The sequence below is a fragment of the Pseudomonas sp. GW821-FHT09D08 genome (assembly GCF_059416305.1).
On record NZ_JBWKOX010000014.1, the window covers coordinates 67,109 to 88,281 of the forward strand.

Sequence of the window (21,173 nt, forward strand, 5' to 3'; positions counted from 1 at the left end):
GCCGAGCTTTTCCTTATTATAGAAAGCACGAAGGCGACCCTAGGGTCGCCTTCGATCGTTTCGCAGAGCAATTCTGCGTCGCTTTTTACTTTTTCTTACGGATGTACAACACAAGATTGTGGTCGACCAAATCGAAACCATGCTCCTCAGCAATTTCGTGCTGGAGCTTTTCGATTGCCGGGCTGGTGAACTCGATAACCTCATTGGTATCCAGGTCAACCATGTGGTCGTGATGACCACCGTCAGCCAATTCGAACACAGCATGACCGCCGTCGAAATTATGACGAACCACCAGCCCTGCGGCTTCAAACTGGGTCAGTACACGGTAAACCGTGGCCAGGCCGACGTCCTCGTTAGACTCCATCAGCGCCTTGTAAACATCCTCGGCACTCATGTGGCGCTGCTCAGCAGAATCGAGCATTTGTAGAATCTTGACTCGTGGCAGAGTCACTTTAAGACCGGCTTTGCGTAGTTCGCTATTTTCAACCATGGTTAGCTTTCTCGCGGATGCTGCTTCGCAGCTTCTCTTAATACGGGTATGATCGGCGTTTACGTTGTCCCAGCCAAGATAGTGGAAGTCGCCCACCGATGCAAAACACCAAGCTCTTGCTAACCAGTTTCACCTTTGTGGGACTGCTCGCACTCGCCGGTTGTTCATTCCCCGGGGTTTACAAAATCGACATCCAGCAGGGCAATGTCGTCACGCAGGACATGATAGACCAGTTACGCCCGGGAATGACCCGACGGCAAGTACGGTTTATCATGGGCAACCCCCTGCTGACCGACACTTTCCACGCCGATCGCTGGGATTATCTCTACAGCCTGCAGCCTGGTGGCGGTGAACGCCAACAGGAGCGCGTCAGCGTCATTTTCAATGGCAATGACCAGCTTGTCAGCCTGTCGGGTGACTTCATGCCAGGCGTAAGCCGTGATCAAGCACTGCTCGGCAACGATAACGGCACCAACGTGACTGCACCTGTGCAGGAAAGCGAAAAGCCGAAGTCCGAAGTACCGGCCAAGCCAGGCTCCTTGCTCGACAAGATCCAGAAAGACGTCGACGGGGTCGAGACGGTCCCAGTCCCGACGCCTCAGCCTCTGGACACCAGCCCGCAGTAACATTGCGGCGCATATAAAAAGCCCGGCATGCCGGGCTTTTTGTTGCCTGTCATTCAACCAGCCTATGGATGCTGCCGCTTCGCCAACGCCGCCTTGGCAGCACGCAGCCTGCGCACTTCTTTAGGGTCCACAAGCAAGGGCCGATAGATTTCAATGCGATCGCCCGATTGTACGGGACGGACCTCAGCCCCCGTGACGATCTTACCGAATACCCCCAAGGGGCAAGCAGCCAGATCCAGCTCAGGAAACTGCATAGCCATCCCTGACAACTGCACGGCTGCACGCAGACTGGTTCCCGAAACCACCGTCAGCGCCAGCAGAACCTGGCGATCCTCGGCGGCATAAACCACCTCGATCTCAACCATGCAATTGCTTGGCTCGCTGGCAGAATGCATCCACCAGGGTATTGGCCGCCTGGTTGAACAACGGCCCCAATGTCGCCCGCACAATCGGCCCAGCGTAATCAAACGACAAATCCAGGCTGATCTTGCAGGCCTTGTCGGTAAGTGCCTTGAAAACCCATACACCATGCAGCTGGGTAAACGGCCCTTCCTGCAAATTCATTTCAATGGACTTGCCCGGCACCAGCGCATTCCGCGTAACAAAGTGCTGACTGAGCCCGCCTTTCGCCACCCCAACACTGGCAACCATATGTTCATCACTGCTTTCCAGCACCTCGGCAGTTGAGCACCAAGGCAGGAATTCCGGGTAACGCGCCACGTCGTTGACCAGGTCATAGAGCGCCTGCGCCGGATAGGGCAACAGGGCCGAACGTTGAATATGCGTCGTCATGTGTGCGTGATTTCCACAGCTGAGCGGCAAACATCGCGAAACAACAGTCCGATCCGCGAAAGAAAAAAACCAAAGAACTGCCGGTATTGTCCGGGATTCGACCAACACGCTCAAGCACGCAGGTTGACCGTAGCCGACACGCTCGCAACTCCCTATAATGCCGCCCCTATGGCTAAACAAAAGAAACACCCCACAGGGACCATCGCGCAAAATAAAAAAGCGCGACACGATTACTTCATCGAACATCGGTTCGAGGCTGGTCTGGTCCTGGCCGGCTGGGAAGTAAAGAGTCTGCGTGCCAGCAAGTTGCAACTGGTCGACAGCTACGTATTGCTCAAGGATGGCGAGGCATGGCTGCTTGGCAGTCATATCACCCCGCTGACAACCGCGAGCACCCACGTGATTGCCGATCCGGTGCGCACGCGCAAACTATTGCTCAATGCCCGTGAACTGGAAAAGCTCGCCGCAGCCGTGCAGCAGAAAGGCTACGCCTGTGTCTGCCTGTCCTGGTATTGGAGCAAGCACCTGGTCAAGTGCGAGATCGCACTGGGCAAGGGCAAGAAGGAATACGATAAGCGTGATACTGAGCGCGAACGCGATTCCAACCGCGAACTGCATCGCGCGGTGCGCAACAAGGGCAAGGAAGAATAATCCTTCTAACCATGTAGCCTCGGGACGTCCCCCGGCTACATCCCCTTGCGCCGCTCCGCCCGCGCCACGCGCTGAACCTCCTGACGTACTTCCTCCAACACTTCCTGCACGTATTCCAGGTGACGTGTCGAGACTTCTCGCGCCTGTTCTGCCCGGCCCTCGATAATCGCCATGTACAGCTCCCGGTGCTGACTGATCAGCATGTCGCGCGTCTCCGTACGTTGCTGATACATGCCGCCAATATTGGTTACCACGTTCCGCTTGAGCAGGTCGAACAAGCCGCGAATGGTGTGCAGCAACACCGCGTTATGGCTGGCCTCCGCAATGGCCAGGTGAAACTGTGCATCCGCAGCCCCCTCCTCGACCCGGCTCACGTCGTCGACGCGGGCATAGCAATCCTGCAACGCTTCGAATGCAACGGTCAGCCGCTCACGGTCGACCTCAGTCGCTCGCAATGCTGCGTAATATGCACAGGACGCTTCAAGGGTCTGGCGAAACTCCAGCAGGTCACGCTGGGCCTCGGGATTGTTTTCCAGCAGGTGCAGCAGCGGATCGCTGAACGTCGAGCCCAGTGACTCGGCAACATAATTGCCCCCTCCCTGACGGCTCACCAACAAGCCCTTAGCCGCCAGCTTCTGAATCGCCTCCCGCAACGACGGACGCGACACGCCAAACTGTTCAGCCAAGGCGCGCTCGGCCGGCAAGCGCTCACCCGACTTCAACGTGCCCTCAAGGATCATCCCCTCAAGCTGCTCGACAATATCGTCAGACAAACGGCGCTGACGCACCTGATCAAACCCCATAACTCACTCTCCACCATCCCGACCACTCGCCGGGCCCTCTATTCTGGCCTATCGCCGTTCTTCCAGCACCTATCAGAACCGCTTCGATTCACCCGATCAAACCACCTCGCCTGCCGGGCTACGACCAAAGTTTCGCGAGCGGCAAATTGACACATCCCGCGAAGACTTTTAACCTAGCCTCCAGCGATTGTAAATTGGTATTACCAATTATCCAAGTCGACTATGAAGTGCCTGACCAACAACAATTAGGGGCTACCCCATATGCAAACCTGGCAACAGCTCTACAGCCCGCTCGGCAGCCTCGGCCTGTCCGCACTGGCCGCCGTTATTCCGATCGTGTTCTTCTTCCTGGCTCTGGCCGTGTTTCGCCTCAAAGGTCACGTGGCCGGCAGCATCACCCTGGCACTCTCGATACTGGTGGCGATCTTTGCCTTCCACATGCCAGTGGACATGGCGCTGGCAGCCGCCGGTTACGGTTTTGCCTATGGCCTGTGGCCTATTGCCTGGATCATTGTCGCGGCGGTGTTTCTCTACAAACTCACCGTCAAGAGCGGCCAGTTCGAGATCATCCGCAGCTCTGTCCTGTCGATCACCGATGACCAGCGTCTGCAGGTGCTGTTGATCGGCTTCTGCTTCGGCGCATTCCTGGAAGGTGCTGCCGGTTTCGGCGCCCCCGTGGCGATTACCGCCGCACTGCTGGTAGGCCTGGGTTTCAACCCGCTGTACGCGGCCGGCCTGTGCCTGATTGCCAACACCGCACCCGTCGCCTTTGGCGCCCTGGGAATTCCGATCATCGTTGCCGGGCAAGTGACCGGAATCGATGCATTCAAGATCGGCGCCATGACTGGCCGCCAACTGCCGCTGCTGTCGCTGTTCGTGCCGTTCTGGCTGGTCTTCATGATGGATGGCCTGCGCGGCGTTCGCGAAACCTGGCCAGCTGCGTTGGTCGCGGGCCTGAGCTTCGCCATTACGCAGTACTTCACGTCCAACTTCATCGGCCCGGAACTGCCGGACATCACCTCGGCCCTGGCCAGCCTGATCTCTCTGACCCTGTTCTTGAAAGTCTGGCAACCTAAACGCACTGCGGGCGCGCAGATTGCCGGCGCCACTTCCGACGCAGCGATTACCGCCAGCGCCGGCGGCTTCGGCCTGCCGCGCAGCACCGTCGCCTCACCTTACAGCCTGGGCCAGATCTTCAAGGCCTGGTCACCTTTCCTGATCCTCACCGTGCTGGTCACCATCTGGACCCTCAAACCGTTCAAGGCGATGTTCGCGGCAGGCGGTTCGATGTACAGCTGGGTATTCAACTTTGCGATCCCGCACCTGGATCAAATGGTAGTCAAGGTCGCACCCATCGTGACCAACCCGACTGCGATCCCAGCGATATTCAAGCTGGACCCGATTTCGGCGACCGGCACCGCGATTTTCTTCTCGGCACTGATCTCGATGTTGGTACTCAAGATCAATATCAAGATTGGTCTTACCACTTTAAAAGAGACCTTCTACGAGCTGCGGTGGCCGATCCTGTCTATCGGCATGGTGCTGGCATTCGCCTTTGTCACCAATTACTCCGGCATGTCTTCGACCATGGCGCTGGTATTGGCCGGCACCGGTGCAGCCTTCCCGTTCTTCTCGCCTTTCCTCGGCTGGCTGGGGGTTTTCCTGACAGGCTCCGACACATCGTCCAACGCCCTGTTCAGCTCGTTGCAAGCCACCACGGCGCACCAGATCGGCGTCAACGACACGCTTCTGGTCGCTGCAAATACCAGCGGCGGCGTGACCGGCAAAATGATTTCGCCGCAATCGATCGCCGTGGCCTGCGCCGCTACCGGACTGGTGGGTAAAGAATCCGACCTGTTCCGCTTCACCCTCAAGCACAGCCTGTTCTTCGCCACGATCGTGGGGCTGATCACCCTGGCCCAGGCTTACTGGTTTACCGGCATGCTGGTGCACTAAAGCCGTAGCAATAGGGTCATAACCGACGCCGGGCTATAACTTCGGCGTCGGCTTTGCGCAATCGTGTCAATACGGCGCCCAGGGGGTGCTGATCCTGGAGGACCAATGAGTCTGCCTGCCGCTTTCCTTGCTGACGTCGCACAGCTGATCCCACAAGATCGACGTTTCGACGACCCACTTTCCACCCTCGCATTCGGCACCGACGCCAGTTTTTACCGATTGATCCCACAACTGGTGATCCGCGTCGAGTCGGAAGACGAAGTGGTGGCACTGCTGCAACTGGCCCAGCGTGAACGTGTGCCGGTAACCTTCCGCGCAGCCGGCACCAGCCTGTCCGGGCAAGCGATAAGCGACTCGGTACTGATCGTGCTGGGGGACAATTGGAACGGCCGTGAGATTCGCGGGCAAGGCACTCAGATCCGCCTGCAGCCCGGCGTGATCGGCGCACAGGCCAACGCCTGGCTGGCGCCATTCGGGCGCAAGATCGGCCCAGATCCGGCGTCGATCAATGCCTGCAAGATCGGCGGAATCGTCGCCAACAACGCCAGTGGCATGTGCTGCGGTACGGCGCAGAACACCTATCACACCCTGGCCGGAATTCGTCTGGTCCTGGCCGATGGCAGCCGCCTCGATACAGAAGACGCAAGCAGCGTTACTGCGTTTCGTGAACAGCACGGCGCACTGCTCGAGCGCCTGGCCACACTCGGCCGTGAAACGCGGGCAAACGCTGAATTGGCAGCAAAAATCCGCCACAAATACCGTCTGAAAAATACCACCGGCCTGTCACTCAACGCCCTGGTGGATTTTGATGAACCACTGGATATCCTCAGCCATTTATTGGTGGGCTCCGAGGGAACCCTAGGGTTTATCAGCGCAGTCACCTACGACACCGTGATCGACCACCCGAACAAGGCGTCGGCGTTGATCGTGTTTCCGGATGTGGAGACCTGCTGCAACGCAGTCACCGTACTGAAAACCCAACCAGTGTCGGCCGTCGAGCTGCTGGATCGACGCAGCATGCGCTCGGTGCAGGACAAACCGGGCATGCCCGCATTCGTACAGCACCTGTCAGAAAGTGCCTGCGCTCTGCTGATTGAATCCCGCGCCGCATCGCCATCATTGCTGCATGAACAATTGGCACTGATCATGGCGTCGCTGGCCGGTTTCCCGGTGGAGAAACAGGTCGACTTCACCGAAGACCCGGTGGAAAACGCCCGCCTGTGGGCCATCCGCAAGGACACCTTCCCCGCCGTAGGTGCTGTACGCAAAACCGGCACCACGGTGATCATCGAAGACGTCACCTTCCCGGTCGAGCAACTGGCCATTGGCGTGAACCGTTTGATCGAACTGTTCGACAAGCATCACTACGACGAAGCCATCCTTTTCGGACATGCCCTGGAAGGCAATCTGCACTTTGTGTTCACCCAAGGCTTCAACAGCGCGGATGAAGTCACACGCTATCAAGCGTTCATGGATGACGTCGCGCAATTGGTGGCCGTGGAGTTCGGCGGTTCGCTGAAAGCCGAACACGGTACCGGCCGCAATATGGCACCCTTCGTGGAGCTGGAATGGGGCAGCGACGCCTATCAATTGATGTGGCAACTCAAACGCCTGCTCGACCCCAACGGCATCCTCAACCCGGACGTGGTGCTCAGCCAAGACCCGCAGATTCACCTCAAGCACCTCAAGCCGCTGCCTGCGGCCGACGAGCTTGTGGATAAGTGCATTGAGTGCGGTTTCTGTGAACCGGTGTGCCCATCGAAAGGCCTGACGTTGAGCCCGCGCCAGCGCATCGTGATCTGGCGAGATATACAGGCGAAAAAACGCGCCGGCGTCGACACCACCGAATTGGAGGCGGCCTACCACTACCAGGGCATCGACACGTGCGCCGCCACCGGCCTATGCGCCCAACGCTGTCCGGTAGGAATCAATACCGGCGACCTGGTGAAAAAACTGCGAAGCCGTGACGCCGACCGTACGAAAACCGCCGAATGGCTGGCCACCCATTTCGCCACGGCACTGCAAGGTGCGCGCTTTACCCTGCATGTAGCCAATGGTGCCCGCATGCTGCTGGGAGCGCCTCGCCTGGCGAAGCTGTCGGCCACCATGACCAAGCTGTCCAAGGGGCAGATCCCGCAGTGGACCAACGCCATGCCACAACCGGAAAAAGCCATTCGCTTCAGCCCGGCGGTGACGGATGAGCGGCCACGGGTGGTCTACCTGGCGGCCTGCGTCTCACGCGCCATGGGCCCGGCGGCAGGTGATAAAGAGCAGATGTCGTTGTACGAAAAAACCCAGGGCCTGCTGGAAAAAGCCGGTTACCAGGTCGTGTTTCCCGACAACCAGGACAACCTGTGCTGCGGCCAACCTTTCGCGTCCAAAGGCTACGCCGAACAGGCAGAACACAAACGCCAGGAACTGATCGGCGCCCTGCTCCATGCCAGCCGCGGAGGCCTGGACCCGATCTATTGCGACACCAGCCCCTGCACCCTGCGCCTGGTGCAAGACCTCGGCGAAACGCGCCTGGACCTTTACGACCCCGTACGTTTCATCCGCACGCACCTGATGGACCGTCTCGATTTCACCCCCCAGGAAGCGCCGATCGCCGTACACGTCACCTGCAGCACCCAACACCTGGGAGAAAGCCAGGCCCTGATCGACCTGGCCCGTCGCTGTGCCAAAACCGTGGTGATCCCGGAAGGCATCCACTGCTGCGGGTTTGCCGGCGACAAAGGTTTCACCACGCCGGAACTCAACGCCCACTCGCTGCGCTCCCTCAAGGATGCAGTGCAGTATTGCAGTGAAGGGATCTCCACCAGCCGCACCTGCGAGATCGGCCTGAGCCAGCATGGCGGCATCGACTATCACGGATTGGTGTACCTCGTGGATCGCGTGACCCAGGCCCGAGCCCATTAACCCCGCAAAAAAACAGAACCCCTGCGCACTGGCGTAGTCATCTGCATAGGCCTCGACGCACGAGGCCCATCAGTGATGTCGCTGGCAGCCCATGAACGCCAGCAGCGTCGAGCCTTTTTTGCGCGAGGAGATACCCTATGAAGCGTTCCGCTCTTGCTGGCTTGTTCATTACCGCTGCGATGTTGGCCTTCCCTGCTTTCGCTGCTGGCGAGCCCGACCTGTGCAAGATCAACCTGGACAAAATCAACAACGGTAAAGCGCTGCTCGCCACTGACACCAGTGGCAAAAGCGGCGAAATCGACACAGCCGCCTCCCAAGCCAAGGCCGCCCACGCCGCTGGTGATGACAAGAAGTGCATCGAAATCACCTCCAAGGCCCTGCAAGACCTGCAGAACCTCGACAAAGGCGGCCAGTAAACGAGAGGGTCAACCTTCGGGTTGGCCTTCCGTGACCGTTTGGCGTACACTGCACAGGCTTGTCACTCACTATGAAACAACGAGTTACAAGCACGGGGCCGTTTAGGATTCGACGCCGGTCGCGAAACTTTAGGTGCATGCCGAGTTGGTAACAGAACTCGTAAATCCACTGTTGCAACTTCTTATAGTTGCCAATGACGCCAATCCAAGCTGGGAAAACTCTATCGCTGCGTAAGCAGCCTTAGATCCTGAGCTTCTGGTACCTTCGGGTCCAGCAATCACCAGGGGATGTCTGTAAACCCAAAGTGATTGTCATATAGAACAGAATCGCCGTGCAGTACGTTGTGGACGAAGCGGCTAAAACTTACACAACTCGCCCAAAGCACCCTGCCCTTCGGGTCGCTGAGGGTTAACTTAATAGAAACGGCTACGCATGTAGTACCGACAGCGGAGTACTGGCGGACGGGGGTTCAAATCCCCCCGGCTCCACCACTTCATCATCTAAAGACGTCCACGGACGTCTTTTTTTGTGCCTGAAACCCAGCAAAATCAAGGATTTAAGCGCTATCGGGCTTCGTAGAGGTTTTCTGAGTTCCAGCCGTTTGGGTATTCCAAATGGTATTCCAAGCCATCCGGTGCTATTTTTTGGAATACCAAAACGGTGTCAGAGGTAGCTCTCATGCCTGCTCCAGCCCTCCGCCTCTCCGACCGCCAGCTCAAGGCAGTCAAGGCAAAAGACAAGGATTACGTCCTTAGCGATGGTGATGGCCTCCAGCTCCGAGTCAGGAGCAACGGCTCGATGCTGTGGAACTTTAACTACCGCGAGCCGGTAACCAAAAATCGTATCAACATGGGACTGGGCACGTATCCAGAACTCTCATTGGCGAACGCCCGAAAGAAAGTCGTTGAGGCACGGGAGCTACTTGCACAAGGCATTGATCCCAAGGTGCAACGCAACACTCAGAACGAAGCCAAACGAGCGGAGACCGAACACACATTCGAGAACGTCGCCACCGCCTGGTTCGAATTGAAGAAAGATTCGGTCACACCTGCGTATGCCGAAGACATCTGGCGATCGCTCACACTGCATATATTTCCAGACCTGAAAACAACGCCGCTCTCGAAAATTACCGCACCGATGATCATCGAACTGCTTCGGCCAATCGAGGCGAAAGGCAGCCTCGAGACCGTGAAGCGGTTGAGCCAAAGGCTCAACGAAATCATGACCTATGGGGTTAACTCCGGGCTGATCTTTGCCAACCCTCTCATCGGCATTCGCGCGGTCTTCAAGAAACCCAAGAAAGAGAACATGGCCGCACTACCAGCTGATGAGCTTCCCGAGCTCATGCTGGAAATCGCCAATGCCGCCATCAAGAGAACAACCCGCTGCCTGATTGAATGGCAACTGCACACCATGACCCGCCCTTCCGAAGCAGCGACCACCCGATGGGCAGACATCGACTTCGACAAACGCATCTGGACCATCCCACCGGAGCGCATGAAAAAGCGTCGCCCGCACACCATCCCGCTGACCGACCAGGCACTCGCGCTGCTGGAGACACTCAAGTCTCACAGCGGTCACAGGGAATACGTGTTCCCAGCAGACAGAAACCCACGCACCCACGCCAACAGCCAGACCGCCAATATGGCGTTGAAACGCATGGGCTTCCAGGACCGCTTGGTCAGCCACGGCATGCGTTCAATGGCCAGCACCATCCTGAATGAGCATGGCTGGGATCCCGAGCTGATCGAAGTCGCCCTGGCGCATGTCGACAAGGACGAAGTTCGGAGCGCCTACAACCGGGCGGACTACATCGAACGCCGGCGGCCGATGATGGCTTGGTGGAGTGAGCATATTCAGAAGGCGGCCACCGGCAGCCTCTCGGCATCTGCGATCAACCACACAAGGGACCGCAACGTCGTGCCGATACGCTGAGCGCTCACCGGATGGCGACAGCGGCGACAACCCGTGTAATCCATGGCGTGCAGCATGGCGACAGAGTAGCGACTGTCGCCAAGTGCTTAGTCAAACGCCAGTGCGAACTAGGCAGTCCCCATGATTGAGTCAGTCGCCATCAAGCTGCCGCACTGCGTTTGATTGCCGCGATCACCGAAATGATCGCGTTGGCATCCGCGTTGCCAAACGCACCGTCTAATCCCTCATGGTGCAACGCGGTAAAAGGCGGTTCATAGAGTTGACCCGCCTCCATCACACCCTGTCGGGTGAGACGCTCGATAATCATTTCAACAAAACGAATCTGCTGACTGCTGTAGCGGTTTTCGTCGAGGAATTGACCGAAAGCCTCTTTTGCGGCGTTACGATCCAAGCCGACCAATGACCGGATCAACAGGGTCAGCGGTTGGTCAGCGCCGTAGCATTGTTCGAACTGCTCGCGACTCTGAACCGGTTCCGACTCGTAGACAAAATGCTCCAGCTCGCTCAGATCGCTCTGAGTCAGCGCCCGGTTGAATTTGAGCTTAGCGATGGCCACATGGTTCTCGTTGCCACGGATATAGGCTTCGACCTTTTTCTTGTACTGCTCCAGATTGATGCCAGTGTTGAAATCCTTCAGGTTGACCACCGTCGCTTCGCCAATTTCGTCGCTGAGTACGCTATAAACGGGGTTGCTCGGGCGGCGCTCGATAAACTTGATCAGCTCGCGCATCTTGCGCCGCAGTTGCTCAAGCATCGGCAAGCGGATGTCCTGCCAGTACTCGTCGGTTTGCACGTCCTGAAGCAACGCCAGCTCAGCATGCACTGCTGGAATGCTGTCCATCACCTCTAGCTGGCTGGCCAGCTCGACCACCTTATCGCGATACGTCACGAAGTCGCTGGTCGAGCGCACTAACGCCAGCTGTAAATTCAGGCACAGGAGATCGAACAACCTGGCGGTGATGTGCTCAGGAGCGCGCTCACTCGGCAAGCCGGCGACGTGACTGCGCAGATCACCCAGCGCCGCATCATCCAGTGCATTCCAAACTTCACGCTCGGCAAAGCGGGTTACGTGCTCAAGTTCGGTACGCACGATGAAGTTGTCCTTATTCATCGCCGCGACTTCGTCGTGCAGCTCGTCGGTCAACTCCGTGCGCAACTCGACAAAGGCATCGTACCGGCCTCTGGTTTCCGCCAGATCACCAGGCTCGCGAACGTCCTTCGGCGCTAACAACGACAGCAGATCCAGCCGTGCTTTGAACAACCGCTTGCCTAGCGGTTCGGCCGTACCGCCCAAAGCGCCTTTAGGGTTTTCGTTGAAGTATTCGAAGTTGGCGCAGAAATCGAAGATGGCGAACTCGCGCTTGTGCACACCCGGCGCAAACAAGTCCGGGCATAGGCGCGTGCCGCGGCCGATCATCTGCAAGAACTTCACCTTTGAGCGAACGGCTTTGAAGAACACTAAATTCAGCACCTGTGGTACGTCGATGCCGGTATCGAGCATATCCACGGAAATGGCGATCTGCGGCTGCTTGTTCAGCTTGCTGCTGAAGTCATCGATCAGAGTCTGCGCATAACTCACCGCATGGGTGATAACCCGGGCAAACTCCCCCTTAAAGTGTGGGTAATGATGATTGAAGCGCCGGGCGATAAAATCAGCGTGCTTCTGATTCACTGCAAAAACAATGGTCTTGCCGAGCTTGTCACCACCCTCCACAGTCAGGCCATTTTGCATCAAATGCTTTAGCATCAGGTCAACGGTTGGCTCGTTGAATAACTGCTTGTTGACCTCAGACGCTAGCACCTCGGTAGGTGCATCACCTTCGGGACTGTAATCGCCCCAATCTAGCGACTCCCAGTGCTCCTTCTCATCATCGCTGAGCTGGTCGTAACGGATGCCTTCGCGAACAAACTTGATCGGCACCGAATAAGCCTTGGGCGGCACCAGATAGCCATCATCTACCGCTTCACTCAGGCCGTAGGCATCGGTCGGTACACCGGTTTCCAGACCGAATAGGTGATAGGTATCGCGATCCACTTCGTCGCGCGGGGTAGCGGTCAGCCCCACTAGATAACTGTCGAAGTAACGGAAAATCGCGCCGTACTTTTGGTAAACACTGCGGTGCGCCTCGTCGATCACGATCAGGTCGAAATGGCCAACGCCATACTTGCGACGGTCGCCCTCCATCTGGTCGATCAAGCCCATCATGGTCGGATAGGTGCACAGGTACACCCGGCCTTGGCCATTTTTGTCGGTAACAAGATTGACAGGACTAGAGTCCGGCAGAAACTCCTTGAAGGCATTCGCGGCTTGTTTTACCAGGGCTACCCTGTCAGCCAGAAACAGCACCCGTTTGACCCAGTTGCCCCGCATCAACAGCTCGATCAGGGCAATCGACATCCGCGTCTTGCCAGTGCCGGTGGCCATGGTTAGCAAACCGGCGCGGCGGCCCTGACTCAGCGATTCGGTCATCGCTCGAATTGCCCGGTGTTGATAAGTCCGCTCGACAATCTCGCTATTGATCGACAGCTCGCTCAGCTTGTTTTGCAGGCTGCGCCGCTGAATCGCCAGTTCCAGCTCATCGCGAGTATAAAACCCCTGTACCTCACGTGGCGGCGCACGGCGGTCATCCCACAGCCAGGTGTGGTTGCCGTTGCTGTAGAAAATCAGCGGCCGCTGACCTTTCTCGGCCTCCAGGCAATCGGCATACAGCTTGGCTTGTTGCTGGCCCACGTCCGGGTCTTTCAGGCTGCGTTTGGCTTCCACCACCGCCAGCGGTTTACCGTTCGCACCCCACAGCACGTAATCGACAAACCCCTCGCCCTGCGCGTTGGGCATGCCGCTGACTGGTACTTCGGCGTCGGCGTTTTTGCCCAATTCCCAACCGGCCTCGCGCAACAGCACGTCGATAAACAACCGGCGGGTATCGGCCTCGTCGTAATCGTGGCTATCGGGTACAGCAATATTGTTGGCCTTGGCCTGGGCCAGTGCCGCACGGGTGGCGACCAGTTCGGCATCCAGCTTCGCCAGCAAGGCTTCGCGTTCGCTCAGGCTTGCAGCCTGTTCGGCAATCGCTGCCTCGCGGGCTTCCAGAGTGCCGTGCTGGGCAGCGATCTGTTGCTGGAACTTGGCTTCCTGCTTCTTCAATTCATCGCGGGTAAAGGCCGCCGCATCGCTAGCACTGACCAACTGCGGCACGCGCTTTTCGTCAAACGCCGCATCGATGCTCTTTGGGTCGCTTTTTCGGGTATAAGTCCGAGCCAGCCAGAACAGCAGATGAAACAGCTCTCGCACCAGCTTCATCGCATCGCTGTAGCTAATCGGCTGATTGGCGTGCACCGCCTGATTGCCGAACTTCTGAATCAGCCGCGCCTTTTGATGAATTTGCGGCGGCAGCAGTCGCACAAATTCGAGCTGAGTCAGCAGCAGGTTAAGGCCTTTGTCGTAAGGCATGCGCAGGTCGCGGTCATGCTCGTACAGCCAATGCACAGCCTGTTCCAGGGCATGGCGGGTGCGCATGCAGCAGGCACGCGGGTCGGAATACACCAGCTGTTCCGCACCCTTGGCCGGCTCAAACAGGGTTTTGAATTCGGGGATGAGAAATTCAAAGTTGCTCATATCAACCTACCGCCTTCTGTGAGCCCATTTCGGCGAAGCGACGTTCGCCGGAGCTGTCGAAACGACAGACGGTGCGGGCGGGGAAGAATTGCGCCATACGAAGTTGCCTGTTCCTTGGCGTGCTGGGGCACTGGTTATGACCTAAAGCGCACCTGCAAATGCACGTTGCTGGAGCGCAGCAAAAAGCTCGTTAGATCGGTTTTCCTGACTTATCACCTGCGCGCTCTGCCTTTCTAGCGATTTCTTGATCGTGACAAAACGGCGCTGATCTTCCAACGAGGGTAACGCAACCGGTAGTTCTTTGATGATTCCCATATTGAGCCCCGCCATGATTGCGCCTTTTGCTCGACTTTCAAGGTATCTCCGGGCAATGGGATGCATCATGAAGTACGAGTGCAAAAACTCCGGCTCGCAGCGCGTGCGGTCGAGCGAGATGCAGCAAAGATGCTTTGTATTAATAGCTGCTGGAACGTCGTCAGGTACCACAGCACATCGCCCACAGGTCCCCATGATGGTGATTAGTACGTCGCCTGGATTAACCCGATAGCGAGAGAGCTGAGAATATTTTTCTGCCGTAATGAATCTTGGCTTCGCCCATATAAATTTATTGGATACAGCATTATCTATACCAAGGACAGCGATGCCGTGATCAACAAGCTCGCTATGCAGTAATTGACTGCCAAAGGGACCGGTCCGAATAGCACCCGCAGAAGGTGCAAGCTCAGCTACTGATGTGGTCGTTCCGGTGCTGCCGCCGAACATTTCCAGAAATACGGATTGCAGCAGTTGATCGAGCTTGGCGATGGCTTCGCGGCGCTTGGACCGCAGAGCATCGGCCTTATCCAGAATCGCCACGATACGACGTTGTTCGGTGATTGGTGGAAGAGGGATTTCTAATGACTTAACCTCAGCCAAGCTGAGATTAGAAATCACACCTGTGACTTTAGAGGTTGCAATCTGCGCTTTAGCGTTCTGGCTTTCCAACCAATAGCGCAGGAAGTCGCCATCAATTTCTGAAGTACATCGAATTATACAAACCGCTTGATTGCAGTTCATAGCGGGTGAATGGTCCGGGACCCTGGAAGCCCGCCCGACTGTTCCCGCGATTGAGAGAAGAACGTCACCCGGAAGAATTCTAGAACGCTTCAACAAGTCATCGGTCGTTTCATCAATGAAAAGAACATCTTTCGCTGGATCAACGTATGCTCCGACAAGATTGTTGGCACGAATAAAAGGTATACCGGCACCTACATAATCGTGGCCTAACGTTGTTGGGGTAGTTCCTTTGGTCACAACCTCTGCAAGCTCACCTAGCTGCCGAGTTGACCTAACAAGGTTATTCGGCACCGATCATTCCCCCCAACTCATCCATCCCTCGCAAAATCTCCGCCTCCAAAACCCTTAACTCAGCCAGAATTTTCTGCGGCGCTTCGTGCTGCAACTCTTCATACACCACCTGCTTGTAGCGGTTGATCGATAGGTCATAGTCGTTGGCAACGATCTCGTCCTTAGGCACCAGAAAGCTTTGCGCGGTGCGGTCGAGGCCGGTGCTGGTATTACGCTTATGCCAGCGGTCGAGGATATCGGGCAGGTTGTTGCATTCGTGTTTGCTCGCGTCCAGCTCATTGCGCTTGTCGTCCAGCGAGAAGCCGTCGGCATGCATGTTGTAGAACCAGACGTGGTTGGTGCCGCCGGAGTTGGTTTTGGTAAACAGCAAGATCGCGGTAGACACCCCGGCATACGGGCGGAACACGCCGGAGGGCATGGAGACAATGCCGTCCAGCTTGTGCTCCTCCACCAGCATCTGCCGTAGTGTTTTGTGCGCCTTGCTGGAGCCGAACAATACGCCGTCCGGAACGATCACCGCCGCGCGGCCGCCGGCTTTCATCAGGCGCAGGAACAGGGCGAGAAACAACAGCTCGGTCTTTTTGGTTTTAACGACTTGCTGTAAGTCTTTGGCGCAACTCTCGTAATCCAGGCTGCCGGCAAACGGCGGGTTGGCCAGAATCAGGCTGAACTGACCTTCGACACCGGCATGGCCTTCGCTAAGAGAATCGCGGTTTTCAATCGCCGGGTTTTCCACGCCGTGCAGCAGCATGTTCATCGAGCCAACGCGGAGCATGGTGCTGTCGAAGTCGAAGCCATGGAAAGTGTCGTGGTTAAAGCGCTTGGCGCTGGTTGCGTCCTGATACAACTCGTGGTTGTGATGGGTGTTGAGGTACTCGGCAGCCGTCACCAGAAAACCAGCGGTGCCGCAGGCCGGGTCGCAAATGGTGTCCGACGGCTTGGGCGCCATCATCTCGACCATTAATTTGATGATGTGCCGTGGTGTACGGAACTGACCATTTTGCCCAGCACTGGCGATTTTGCCGAGCATGTATTCGTAGAGGTCGCCCTTAGTGTCGCGGTCTTCCATGGGAATGGCGTCGAGCATGTCCACCACCTTGGCCAACAACGCAGGGTTGGGAATAGTAAAGCGCGCATCCTTCATATGCGCGGCGTAGGTGGACTCGCCATCTTCGCCGCCCAGCGACTTGATAAAAGGGAACACCTTATCGGCAATCAGCGCGTATAAGCTGGCCGGATCACCCAGTGCCTTGAACGCCGCCCAGCGCAAATCTGCCTGGTAGGGGCTGAAAATCGGATTATCAATCGGCTGCCCGGTGCGCGCGGCCTTACGCTCTTTAACCGTCTGCAACTCGTCAAGACGCTTGATAAACAGCAGATAGGTCATCTGCTCGATAACTTCCATGGGGTTGGAAATACCGCCGCTCCAGAAGGCATTCCAGATCTGGTCAACTTGGGATTTGATGGCGCCTGTGATCACTACTGATGACTACCTGAATTGAATAATGGATTTGATGCTCAGCGAAGCAACACTGAGGGCAATATGCCAAGCCGGGGAAACGCCAGCCTGACAAGGTGCGCGCAGTGTAACGACTAGCGGTTGAGGCTGTCAGGTACAACCGCGAGGACAGCATCGAACGCCGCCGTACGATGATGGATTGGCCCAGCGATCAATTAAACGCAGGACCGCAACGCCATACCGATACGTTAAGCACTCAGTGGATGGCGCCAGTATCCGTAACACCTCAGACGCAGTGACAGTTCTGTTGGCGACAGCGGCGACAGTGGCGACAACCCGCGCATTAACGGGTCTGGCATATGGCGACAAATCGGCGACAGTCGCCACCATCTGCGTTGCCCTTGAGCTTTACCGGCCAAGCCCCTGAGGGCAGGAAGGCTTCGCCTTCCCGTCCTCAGGGGCTCACTTAAAAAAACCGACGAATGGCCTCTCGTCCACTCAATGCCACCCTCTTCCATACTCGTACACCGCATAAAAAACCCACCGCACACTCGGTTGACCACCCGCCGCGCAAGCGTTACACCAGAACCGTAAAGCGCTGTCCTCGACAGCATGCCCAGGTAGCCAGGACCTTTAAGGCTACGCCACGCCGTGGCGGTCCATGCCCATGCGCGTTCGCTTCCGGTAGTACGCGCGGTCACGCCCAACGTGATGGAAGCCAACTTATCCACAGTGCAAATGCGGCAACCCAAGCCCGTCTCTTTCTCCCGGAAAGAGACGGGCGCCGAAACCACTGCCGCAGCCCTTACCCGGCAATGTATTGCGGCTTTTGTCCCAATGACAATCGGAATGACAAATCCCGATGTCACCCGCAGCAGCGATGCAGATGATGGTGCCGCAGCCCATGGAATGGACTGCACCTGACTGACAGTCAGGCACGCCCCGGTCATCGCATTACTACCCGCAACCGACTCAGGATCTCGCGGCGCCGGTCTCGTCACCCGACGCAGCCTCCACCCGCCCACCGGTATCGGTGCTCAGGGGGCCAGATCATGAGATGCCCAAGCTCTCGGCCGTAAGGAGCCGCCAGTCCCGCGTTAGTGGACAAATCTCACAGGCAGCAGGGGCCTTGATCCCTGATAACACTCAACAACCGTGGCGGGGAAAGTGAGGAAAAAACTCGAAGCACCAGGAGAATGGCGATGCAATTGTGCGAAACGTTCGACCTGCCACGGCCGCTGCTGGAGTATCGGCCCGAGCCGCTGGCGTATCCGGTCGAAGCGTTGGGACAGATATTGGGGCCCGCGGTGGAGCGGATGGCCGACGTCATCGGCGTGCCTTGCGCTATGGCCGCGCAATCGGTGTTGGTCACCTCAGCCCTGGTGAGCCAGCCGCACGCCAATGTGCATCTCGATGGCCGCATTTATCCGTTGTCCCTGTATATGCTGACGGTGGCGTCGTCGGGTGATCGCAAAAGCGCGGTGGACCACTTGGCGCTGACAGCGGCGCGCGAATGGGAGCGGCAGCAATGGGCCTTGTACTCGGAACAGCTGAAAGCCTACCGCGCAGCCATCCGTGGAAAGCTTGAAGCCCGTGAGCTTTCCGAACCCGTACCGCCCAGGTTGATCATCGCCGAACCCACTATCGAGGCTTTGATCAAAAGCCTGTGCCATGGTTTGCCCAGCATGGGGTTATTCAACGATGAAGGTGGCCAGTTCCTCGGCAGCAGCACCATGAGCAAAGAGAACCAACTCAAGGCCATTACTACCCTATCCTCGCTCTGGGATGGCAGCCCAATCGACCGAGCGCGCTCCATGCCCGGGGAAAGCCTGCGTGCCTATGATCGCCGTCTAAGTCTGCATCTGATGCTTCAGCCTTACCTGGCCAACCAGCTACTCAAAGATCCGGTAATCAATGGTCAAGGCATCCTAGGCCGCTGCCTGATCAGTTGGCCCGAACGCCTGGTCGGTCGGCGCCTGTACAAGGCAATCGACCTGACGCGAGATGCAAAGGTCCAGCGCTACCAAGCACGCATCATTACCCTGCTGGATAAGCCGTTGTCGCTGCATAAGGACGGTTCACTTAACCCAGCCAGGCTGGAACTGACGCCTAGCGCCCGCACTGCCTGGATTGATATTCACGACACAATCGAATGCCAGTCTGGCGAATTCGGCGAACTGGCCAGCATCCAATCCGTCGCGGGAAAAGCGGCAGCCAATGTGCTGCGCATTGCCGGCGTACTAGCAGTAATTGAAGACGCCAAAGTGGTAGGCGAAGTCCATATCCAGCGCGCTTCGACGCTGATGGATTACTACCTGGCTGAGATCCAGCGCCTGACAGAACAAGAACCCATCAACACGTTACGCGAAGAGGCGGATCGCCTGCTGCGTTGGCTGACGCAAAAAGGCTGGAACCAATTTACCGTGCGCGATCTCAATCGTAATGGCCCCCGCTTTGCCCGCAGAAGCAGTCATCACACCATTACGCTGCTGGTCGAATTGATCACGCATAACTGGTTGAACAGTCGCGATGCCAAGACTTTCGAGGTGCGCCATGTTCCGCCTCAATGAGGCAGTGCGCCGTTATCAGGCGCAGTATCAAACCCGAACTCCGTTGCGGTGTGTCGCCACTTCTGTCGCCGCCTTGTCGCCAGGTCCCAGGCCAGCAACTGCGGGCGTTGTCGCCACTGTCGCCGTTGTCGCCACACCCACCTTAGGTTCCGCCGACATAAACCTACTTATCCAGCAGTTGCGCGAAGAAGGAGTCATGCTGCAGCACCAGAAAAATGCCCTGCTAATTCGCCCCACACACTGGCAACAGGTGGACAAGATCAGCCGCCACTGGAAAGCCGTGCTGTGCTTTCTGCAAGACAATGAAAACGGTGACGCAGATGGCACTGCTCGGTCGGCGTGATGGGCGAAACTTTGGCTACGGCCGCCAATTGAGCTATGCCGGCCCGCAGGCACTGAAAGATATGTTTGCGGGCGGCCACTTCGCCACGGTCAAAGCACACAGCGATCGCTGGCAGGCGTTTGTGAAATGGTGTCGGTCTACGGACGGCCCAGGTTACAACGATGCCCGCCAGATAGATCGCAGTACCTTGCAAAGCTACGCCGCGCACCTGCGCCAACAGATCCAGCAAGGCGAACTCTGCATCGCCACCGCGCAGAACCGCCTGAGTAGCGTCAACCGCACCCTCGCTGCGCTACGCGGTGATCAGTACGTGAAAATCACCAGCCCGAGTAACGCACTCGGCATGCAGCGATCAAGCGTACGCACCCGAGCACCGGATGGCCAAGACCACCAACAATTGAGTCGAGTGATTGAAGCGCTTCGCGAACAGCGGCACCACCGCGTAGCCGCGATTGTCTGCTTGGCCCGCGCAACCGGCATGCGCCTACGCGAAGCGATCCTGGCTGATCTCCCACGTTTGCAACGTGAGGCTAAACACTTAGGTCGCATCAATATTCAGGATGGCACCAAAGGCGGCCGGTCCGGGGCTTCGGCACCGCGATGGATCATCGCAAATAAAGAGGTGAAGGCAGCCTTGCAGATAGCTCGTCACGCTTCGCCGCCCCACAGCCGCAATTTGCTGGCCCAAGATGAAAGCTACGCCAAGTTCCAGCAACAGTCCGTTAGGCCCACCCGTGAATTACTACAGAAGTTGGGGCTGAAGGGGCTTCATGAACTGCGAGCGGCCTATGCGTGCGAGCGTTACGCACAATTTACTGGCCACGCAGCCCCCGTCAACGGTGGCCGATGCTATAGCATCGACCGCGTTCTGGACCAACAGGCGCGACGGCAAATCAGTCTCGAGCTTGGGCATAACCGAATCGATGTGGTTTCGGCCTACATTGGAGTTCGAGCATGACCAAGCCCTACGATATGGGGCTGTTCCTCAGCGGTGTCTTAACTGGCTCAAAGGCCACTCGACAACGCCATCTACGGCAAGCCCAAATCATGCAAACAGCCATTCACCAGCGATGGCAACGAGATAATCCCTGGGCCTGGCAACTCAAACATGTGCACTGGTTTTTTAATCAGCACCTAAAAGCCCATTCATACGCCTCCCGGTATTACTACCAACTCACCGCTCTCATTATCTGGAAGCGAATGAGGAAAAACCCCTTCAAAGTTAATCCCCACCCTAAATGACACCTTTAAA

At 57.3% G+C, this 21,173-nt stretch carries 17 protein-coding genes and 1 other RNA gene; 11 read left to right on the forward strand and 7 right to left on the reverse strand.

What is annotated here, in order from left to right:
• Positions 1-85: 85 nt before the first annotated feature.
• Complete coding sequence (gene fur / locus AC07OP_RS21555; RefSeq protein WP_010562662.1) at positions 86-490, reverse strand: ferric iron uptake transcriptional regulator; 405 nt, start codon at positions 488-490, stop codon at positions 86-88.
• A 98-nt stretch (positions 491-588) separates the two neighbouring features.
• On the opposite strand from fur, the gene AC07OP_RS21560 reads away from it, so the two are divergent.
• A complete protein-coding gene (locus tag AC07OP_RS21560; protein WP_027605355.1) occupies positions 589-1,116 on the forward strand; it encodes an outer membrane protein assembly factor BamE in 528 nt (175 codons plus the stop codon).
• 62 nt (positions 1,117-1,178) lie between these two features.
• On the opposite strand, the gene AC07OP_RS21565 is transcribed toward AC07OP_RS21560, so the two are convergent.
• Together AC07OP_RS21565 and AC07OP_RS21570 are read right to left on the reverse strand one after the other, a co-directional pair.
• A complete protein-coding gene (locus AC07OP_RS21565; protein ID WP_495102448.1) occupies positions 1,179-1,481 on the reverse strand; it encodes an RnfH family protein in 303 nt (100 codons plus the stop codon).
• A complete protein-coding gene (locus AC07OP_RS21570) occupies positions 1,474-1,908 on the reverse strand; it encodes a type II toxin-antitoxin system RatA family toxin (protein ID WP_027605353.1) in 435 nt (144 codons plus the stop codon). The genes AC07OP_RS21565 and AC07OP_RS21570 overlap by 8 nt, the downstream gene beginning before the upstream one ends.
• Before the next feature lie 168 nt (positions 1,909-2,076).
• On the opposite strand from AC07OP_RS21570, the gene smpB reads away from it, so the two are divergent.
• Complete coding sequence (gene smpB / locus AC07OP_RS21575) at positions 2,077-2,559, forward strand: SsrA-binding protein SmpB (protein WP_014719962.1); 483 nt, start codon at positions 2,077-2,079, stop codon at positions 2,557-2,559.
• A 35-nt stretch (positions 2,560-2,594) separates the two neighbouring features.
• On the opposite strand, the gene AC07OP_RS21580 is transcribed toward smpB, so the two are convergent.
• Positions 2,595-3,362 (reverse strand): FCD domain-containing protein, encoded by a 768-nt coding sequence (locus tag AC07OP_RS21580; protein ID WP_495102447.1) that lies wholly within the window; start codon positions 3,360-3,362, stop codon positions 2,595-2,597.
• A gap of 261 nt (positions 3,363-3,623) precedes the next feature.
• On the opposite strand from AC07OP_RS21580, the gene AC07OP_RS21585 reads away from it, so the two are divergent.
• The 5 genes from AC07OP_RS21585 (at position 3,624) to AC07OP_RS21605 (ending at position 10,586) form a co-directional block, all read left to right on the forward strand.
• A complete protein-coding gene (locus AC07OP_RS21585; RefSeq protein ID WP_027605351.1) occupies positions 3,624-5,318 on the forward strand; it encodes a lactate permease LctP family transporter in 1,695 nt (564 codons plus the stop codon).
• A gap of 105 nt (positions 5,319-5,423) precedes the next feature.
• Complete coding sequence (locus AC07OP_RS21590) at positions 5,424-8,234, forward strand: FAD-binding and (Fe-S)-binding domain-containing protein (RefSeq protein WP_495102446.1); 2,811 nt, start codon at positions 5,424-5,426, stop codon at positions 8,232-8,234.
• A 137-nt stretch (positions 8,235-8,371) separates the two neighbouring features.
• On the forward strand, positions 8,372-8,650 hold the full coding sequence (locus AC07OP_RS21595) for a PA2433 domain-containing protein (RefSeq protein ID WP_495102445.1): 279 nt from the start codon (positions 8,372-8,374) through the stop codon (positions 8,648-8,650).
• Positions 8,651-8,744: 94 nt separating this feature from the next.
• Positions 8,745-9,142, forward strand: a transfer-messenger RNA (tmRNA) gene (gene ssrA, locus AC07OP_RS21600).
• A 187-nt stretch (positions 9,143-9,329) separates the two neighbouring features.
• Entirely contained in the window at positions 9,330-10,586 is a 1,257-nt protein-coding gene (locus AC07OP_RS21605; protein ID WP_495102444.1) for an integrase domain-containing protein, read from the forward strand.
• Between the two features lie 139 nt (positions 10,587-10,725).
• Here the strand turns inward: AC07OP_RS21605 and AC07OP_RS21610 are convergent, their stop codons facing one another.
• From AC07OP_RS21610 to AC07OP_RS21620, 3 genes are all read right to left on the reverse strand, one after another.
• Complete coding sequence (locus tag AC07OP_RS21610; protein WP_495102443.1) at positions 10,726-14,202, reverse strand: DEAD/DEAH box helicase family protein; 3,477 nt, start codon at positions 14,200-14,202, stop codon at positions 10,726-10,728.
• A gap of 141 nt (positions 14,203-14,343) precedes the next feature.
• Positions 14,344-15,549 carry a restriction endonuclease subunit S gene (locus tag AC07OP_RS21615; protein ID WP_495102442.1) on the reverse strand — a complete coding sequence of 402 codons (1,206 nt, stop codon included), beginning with the start codon at positions 15,547-15,549 and terminating at the stop codon, positions 14,344-14,346.
• A complete protein-coding gene (locus tag AC07OP_RS21620) occupies positions 15,539-17,029 on the reverse strand; it encodes a type I restriction-modification system subunit M (RefSeq protein WP_495102441.1) in 1,491 nt (496 codons plus the stop codon). Before AC07OP_RS21620 ends, AC07OP_RS21615 begins: the two co-directional genes overlap by 11 nt.
• 1,181 nt (positions 17,030-18,210) lie before the next feature.
• Here AC07OP_RS21620 and AC07OP_RS21625 point away from each other — a divergent pair.
• From AC07OP_RS21625 to AC07OP_RS21640, 4 genes are read left to right on the forward strand one after another with little or no spacing between them, the layout of a single operon-like run.
• Positions 18,211-19,578 carry a YfjI family protein gene (locus AC07OP_RS21625; protein ID WP_495102440.1) on the forward strand — a complete coding sequence of 456 codons (1,368 nt, stop codon included), beginning with the start codon at positions 18,211-18,213 and terminating at the stop codon, positions 19,576-19,578.
• Positions 19,562-19,921 carry a hypothetical protein gene (locus AC07OP_RS21630; protein WP_495102439.1) on the forward strand — a complete coding sequence of 120 codons (360 nt, stop codon included), beginning with the start codon at positions 19,562-19,564 and terminating at the stop codon, positions 19,919-19,921. Before AC07OP_RS21625 ends, AC07OP_RS21630 begins: the two co-directional genes overlap by 17 nt.
• Positions 19,899-20,879, forward strand: coding sequence for an integrase domain-containing protein (locus AC07OP_RS21635; protein WP_495102438.1), 981 nt, complete (start codon positions 19,899-19,901; stop codon positions 20,877-20,879). Before AC07OP_RS21630 ends, AC07OP_RS21635 begins: the two co-directional genes overlap by 23 nt.
• Positions 20,876-21,163, forward strand: a complete 288-nt coding sequence (locus AC07OP_RS21640) for a hypothetical protein (protein ID WP_446432032.1) — start codon at positions 20,876-20,878, stop codon at positions 21,161-21,163. The genes AC07OP_RS21635 and AC07OP_RS21640 overlap by 4 nt, the downstream gene beginning before the upstream one ends.
• Positions 21,164-21,173 lie beyond the last annotated feature (10 nt).

Coding starts and splice junctions, on each gene's coding strand:
- AC07OP_RS21640 (WP_446432032.1), top strand. CDS start 20,876: ATGACCAAGCCCTACGATATGGGGCTGTTCCTCAGCGGTGTCTTAACT.
- smpB (WP_014719962.1), top strand. CDS start 2,077: ATGGCTAAACAAAAGAAACACCCCACAGGGACCATCGCGCAAAATAAA.
- AC07OP_RS21630 (WP_495102439.1), top strand. CDS start 19,562: ATGTTCCGCCTCAATGAGGCAGTGCGCCGTTATCAGGCGCAGTATCAA.
- AC07OP_RS21625 (WP_495102440.1), top strand. CDS start 18,211: ATGCAATTGTGCGAAACGTTCGACCTGCCACGGCCGCTGCTGGAGTAT.
- AC07OP_RS21595 (WP_495102445.1), top strand. CDS start 8,372: ATGAAGCGTTCCGCTCTTGCTGGCTTGTTCATTACCGCTGCGATGTTG.
- fur (WP_010562662.1), bottom strand. CDS start 490: ATGGTTGAAAATAGCGAACTACGCAAAGCCGGTCTTAAAGTGACTCTG.
- AC07OP_RS21570 (WP_027605353.1), bottom strand. CDS start 1,908: ATGACGACGCATATTCAACGTTCGGCCCTGTTGCCCTATCCGGCGCAG.
- AC07OP_RS21590 (WP_495102446.1), top strand. CDS start 5,424: ATGAGTCTGCCTGCCGCTTTCCTTGCTGACGTCGCACAGCTGATCCCA.
- AC07OP_RS21560 (WP_027605355.1), top strand. CDS start 589: ATGCAAAACACCAAGCTCTTGCTAACCAGTTTCACCTTTGTGGGACTG.
- AC07OP_RS21610 (WP_495102443.1), bottom strand. CDS start 14,202: ATGAGCAACTTTGAATTTCTCATCCCCGAATTCAAAACCCTGTTTGAG.
- AC07OP_RS21565 (WP_495102448.1), bottom strand. CDS start 1,481: ATGGTTGAGATCGAGGTGGTTTATGCCGCCGAGGATCGCCAGGTTCTG.
- AC07OP_RS21605 (WP_495102444.1), top strand. CDS start 9,330: ATGCCTGCTCCAGCCCTCCGCCTCTCCGACCGCCAGCTCAAGGCAGTC.
- AC07OP_RS21580 (WP_495102447.1), bottom strand. CDS start 3,362: ATGGGGTTTGATCAGGTGCGTCAGCGCCGTTTGTCTGACGATATTGTC.
- AC07OP_RS21635 (WP_495102438.1), top strand. CDS start 19,899: ATGGCACTGCTCGGTCGGCGTGATGGGCGAAACTTTGGCTACGGCCGC.
- AC07OP_RS21585 (WP_027605351.1), top strand. CDS start 3,624: ATGCAAACCTGGCAACAGCTCTACAGCCCGCTCGGCAGCCTCGGCCTG.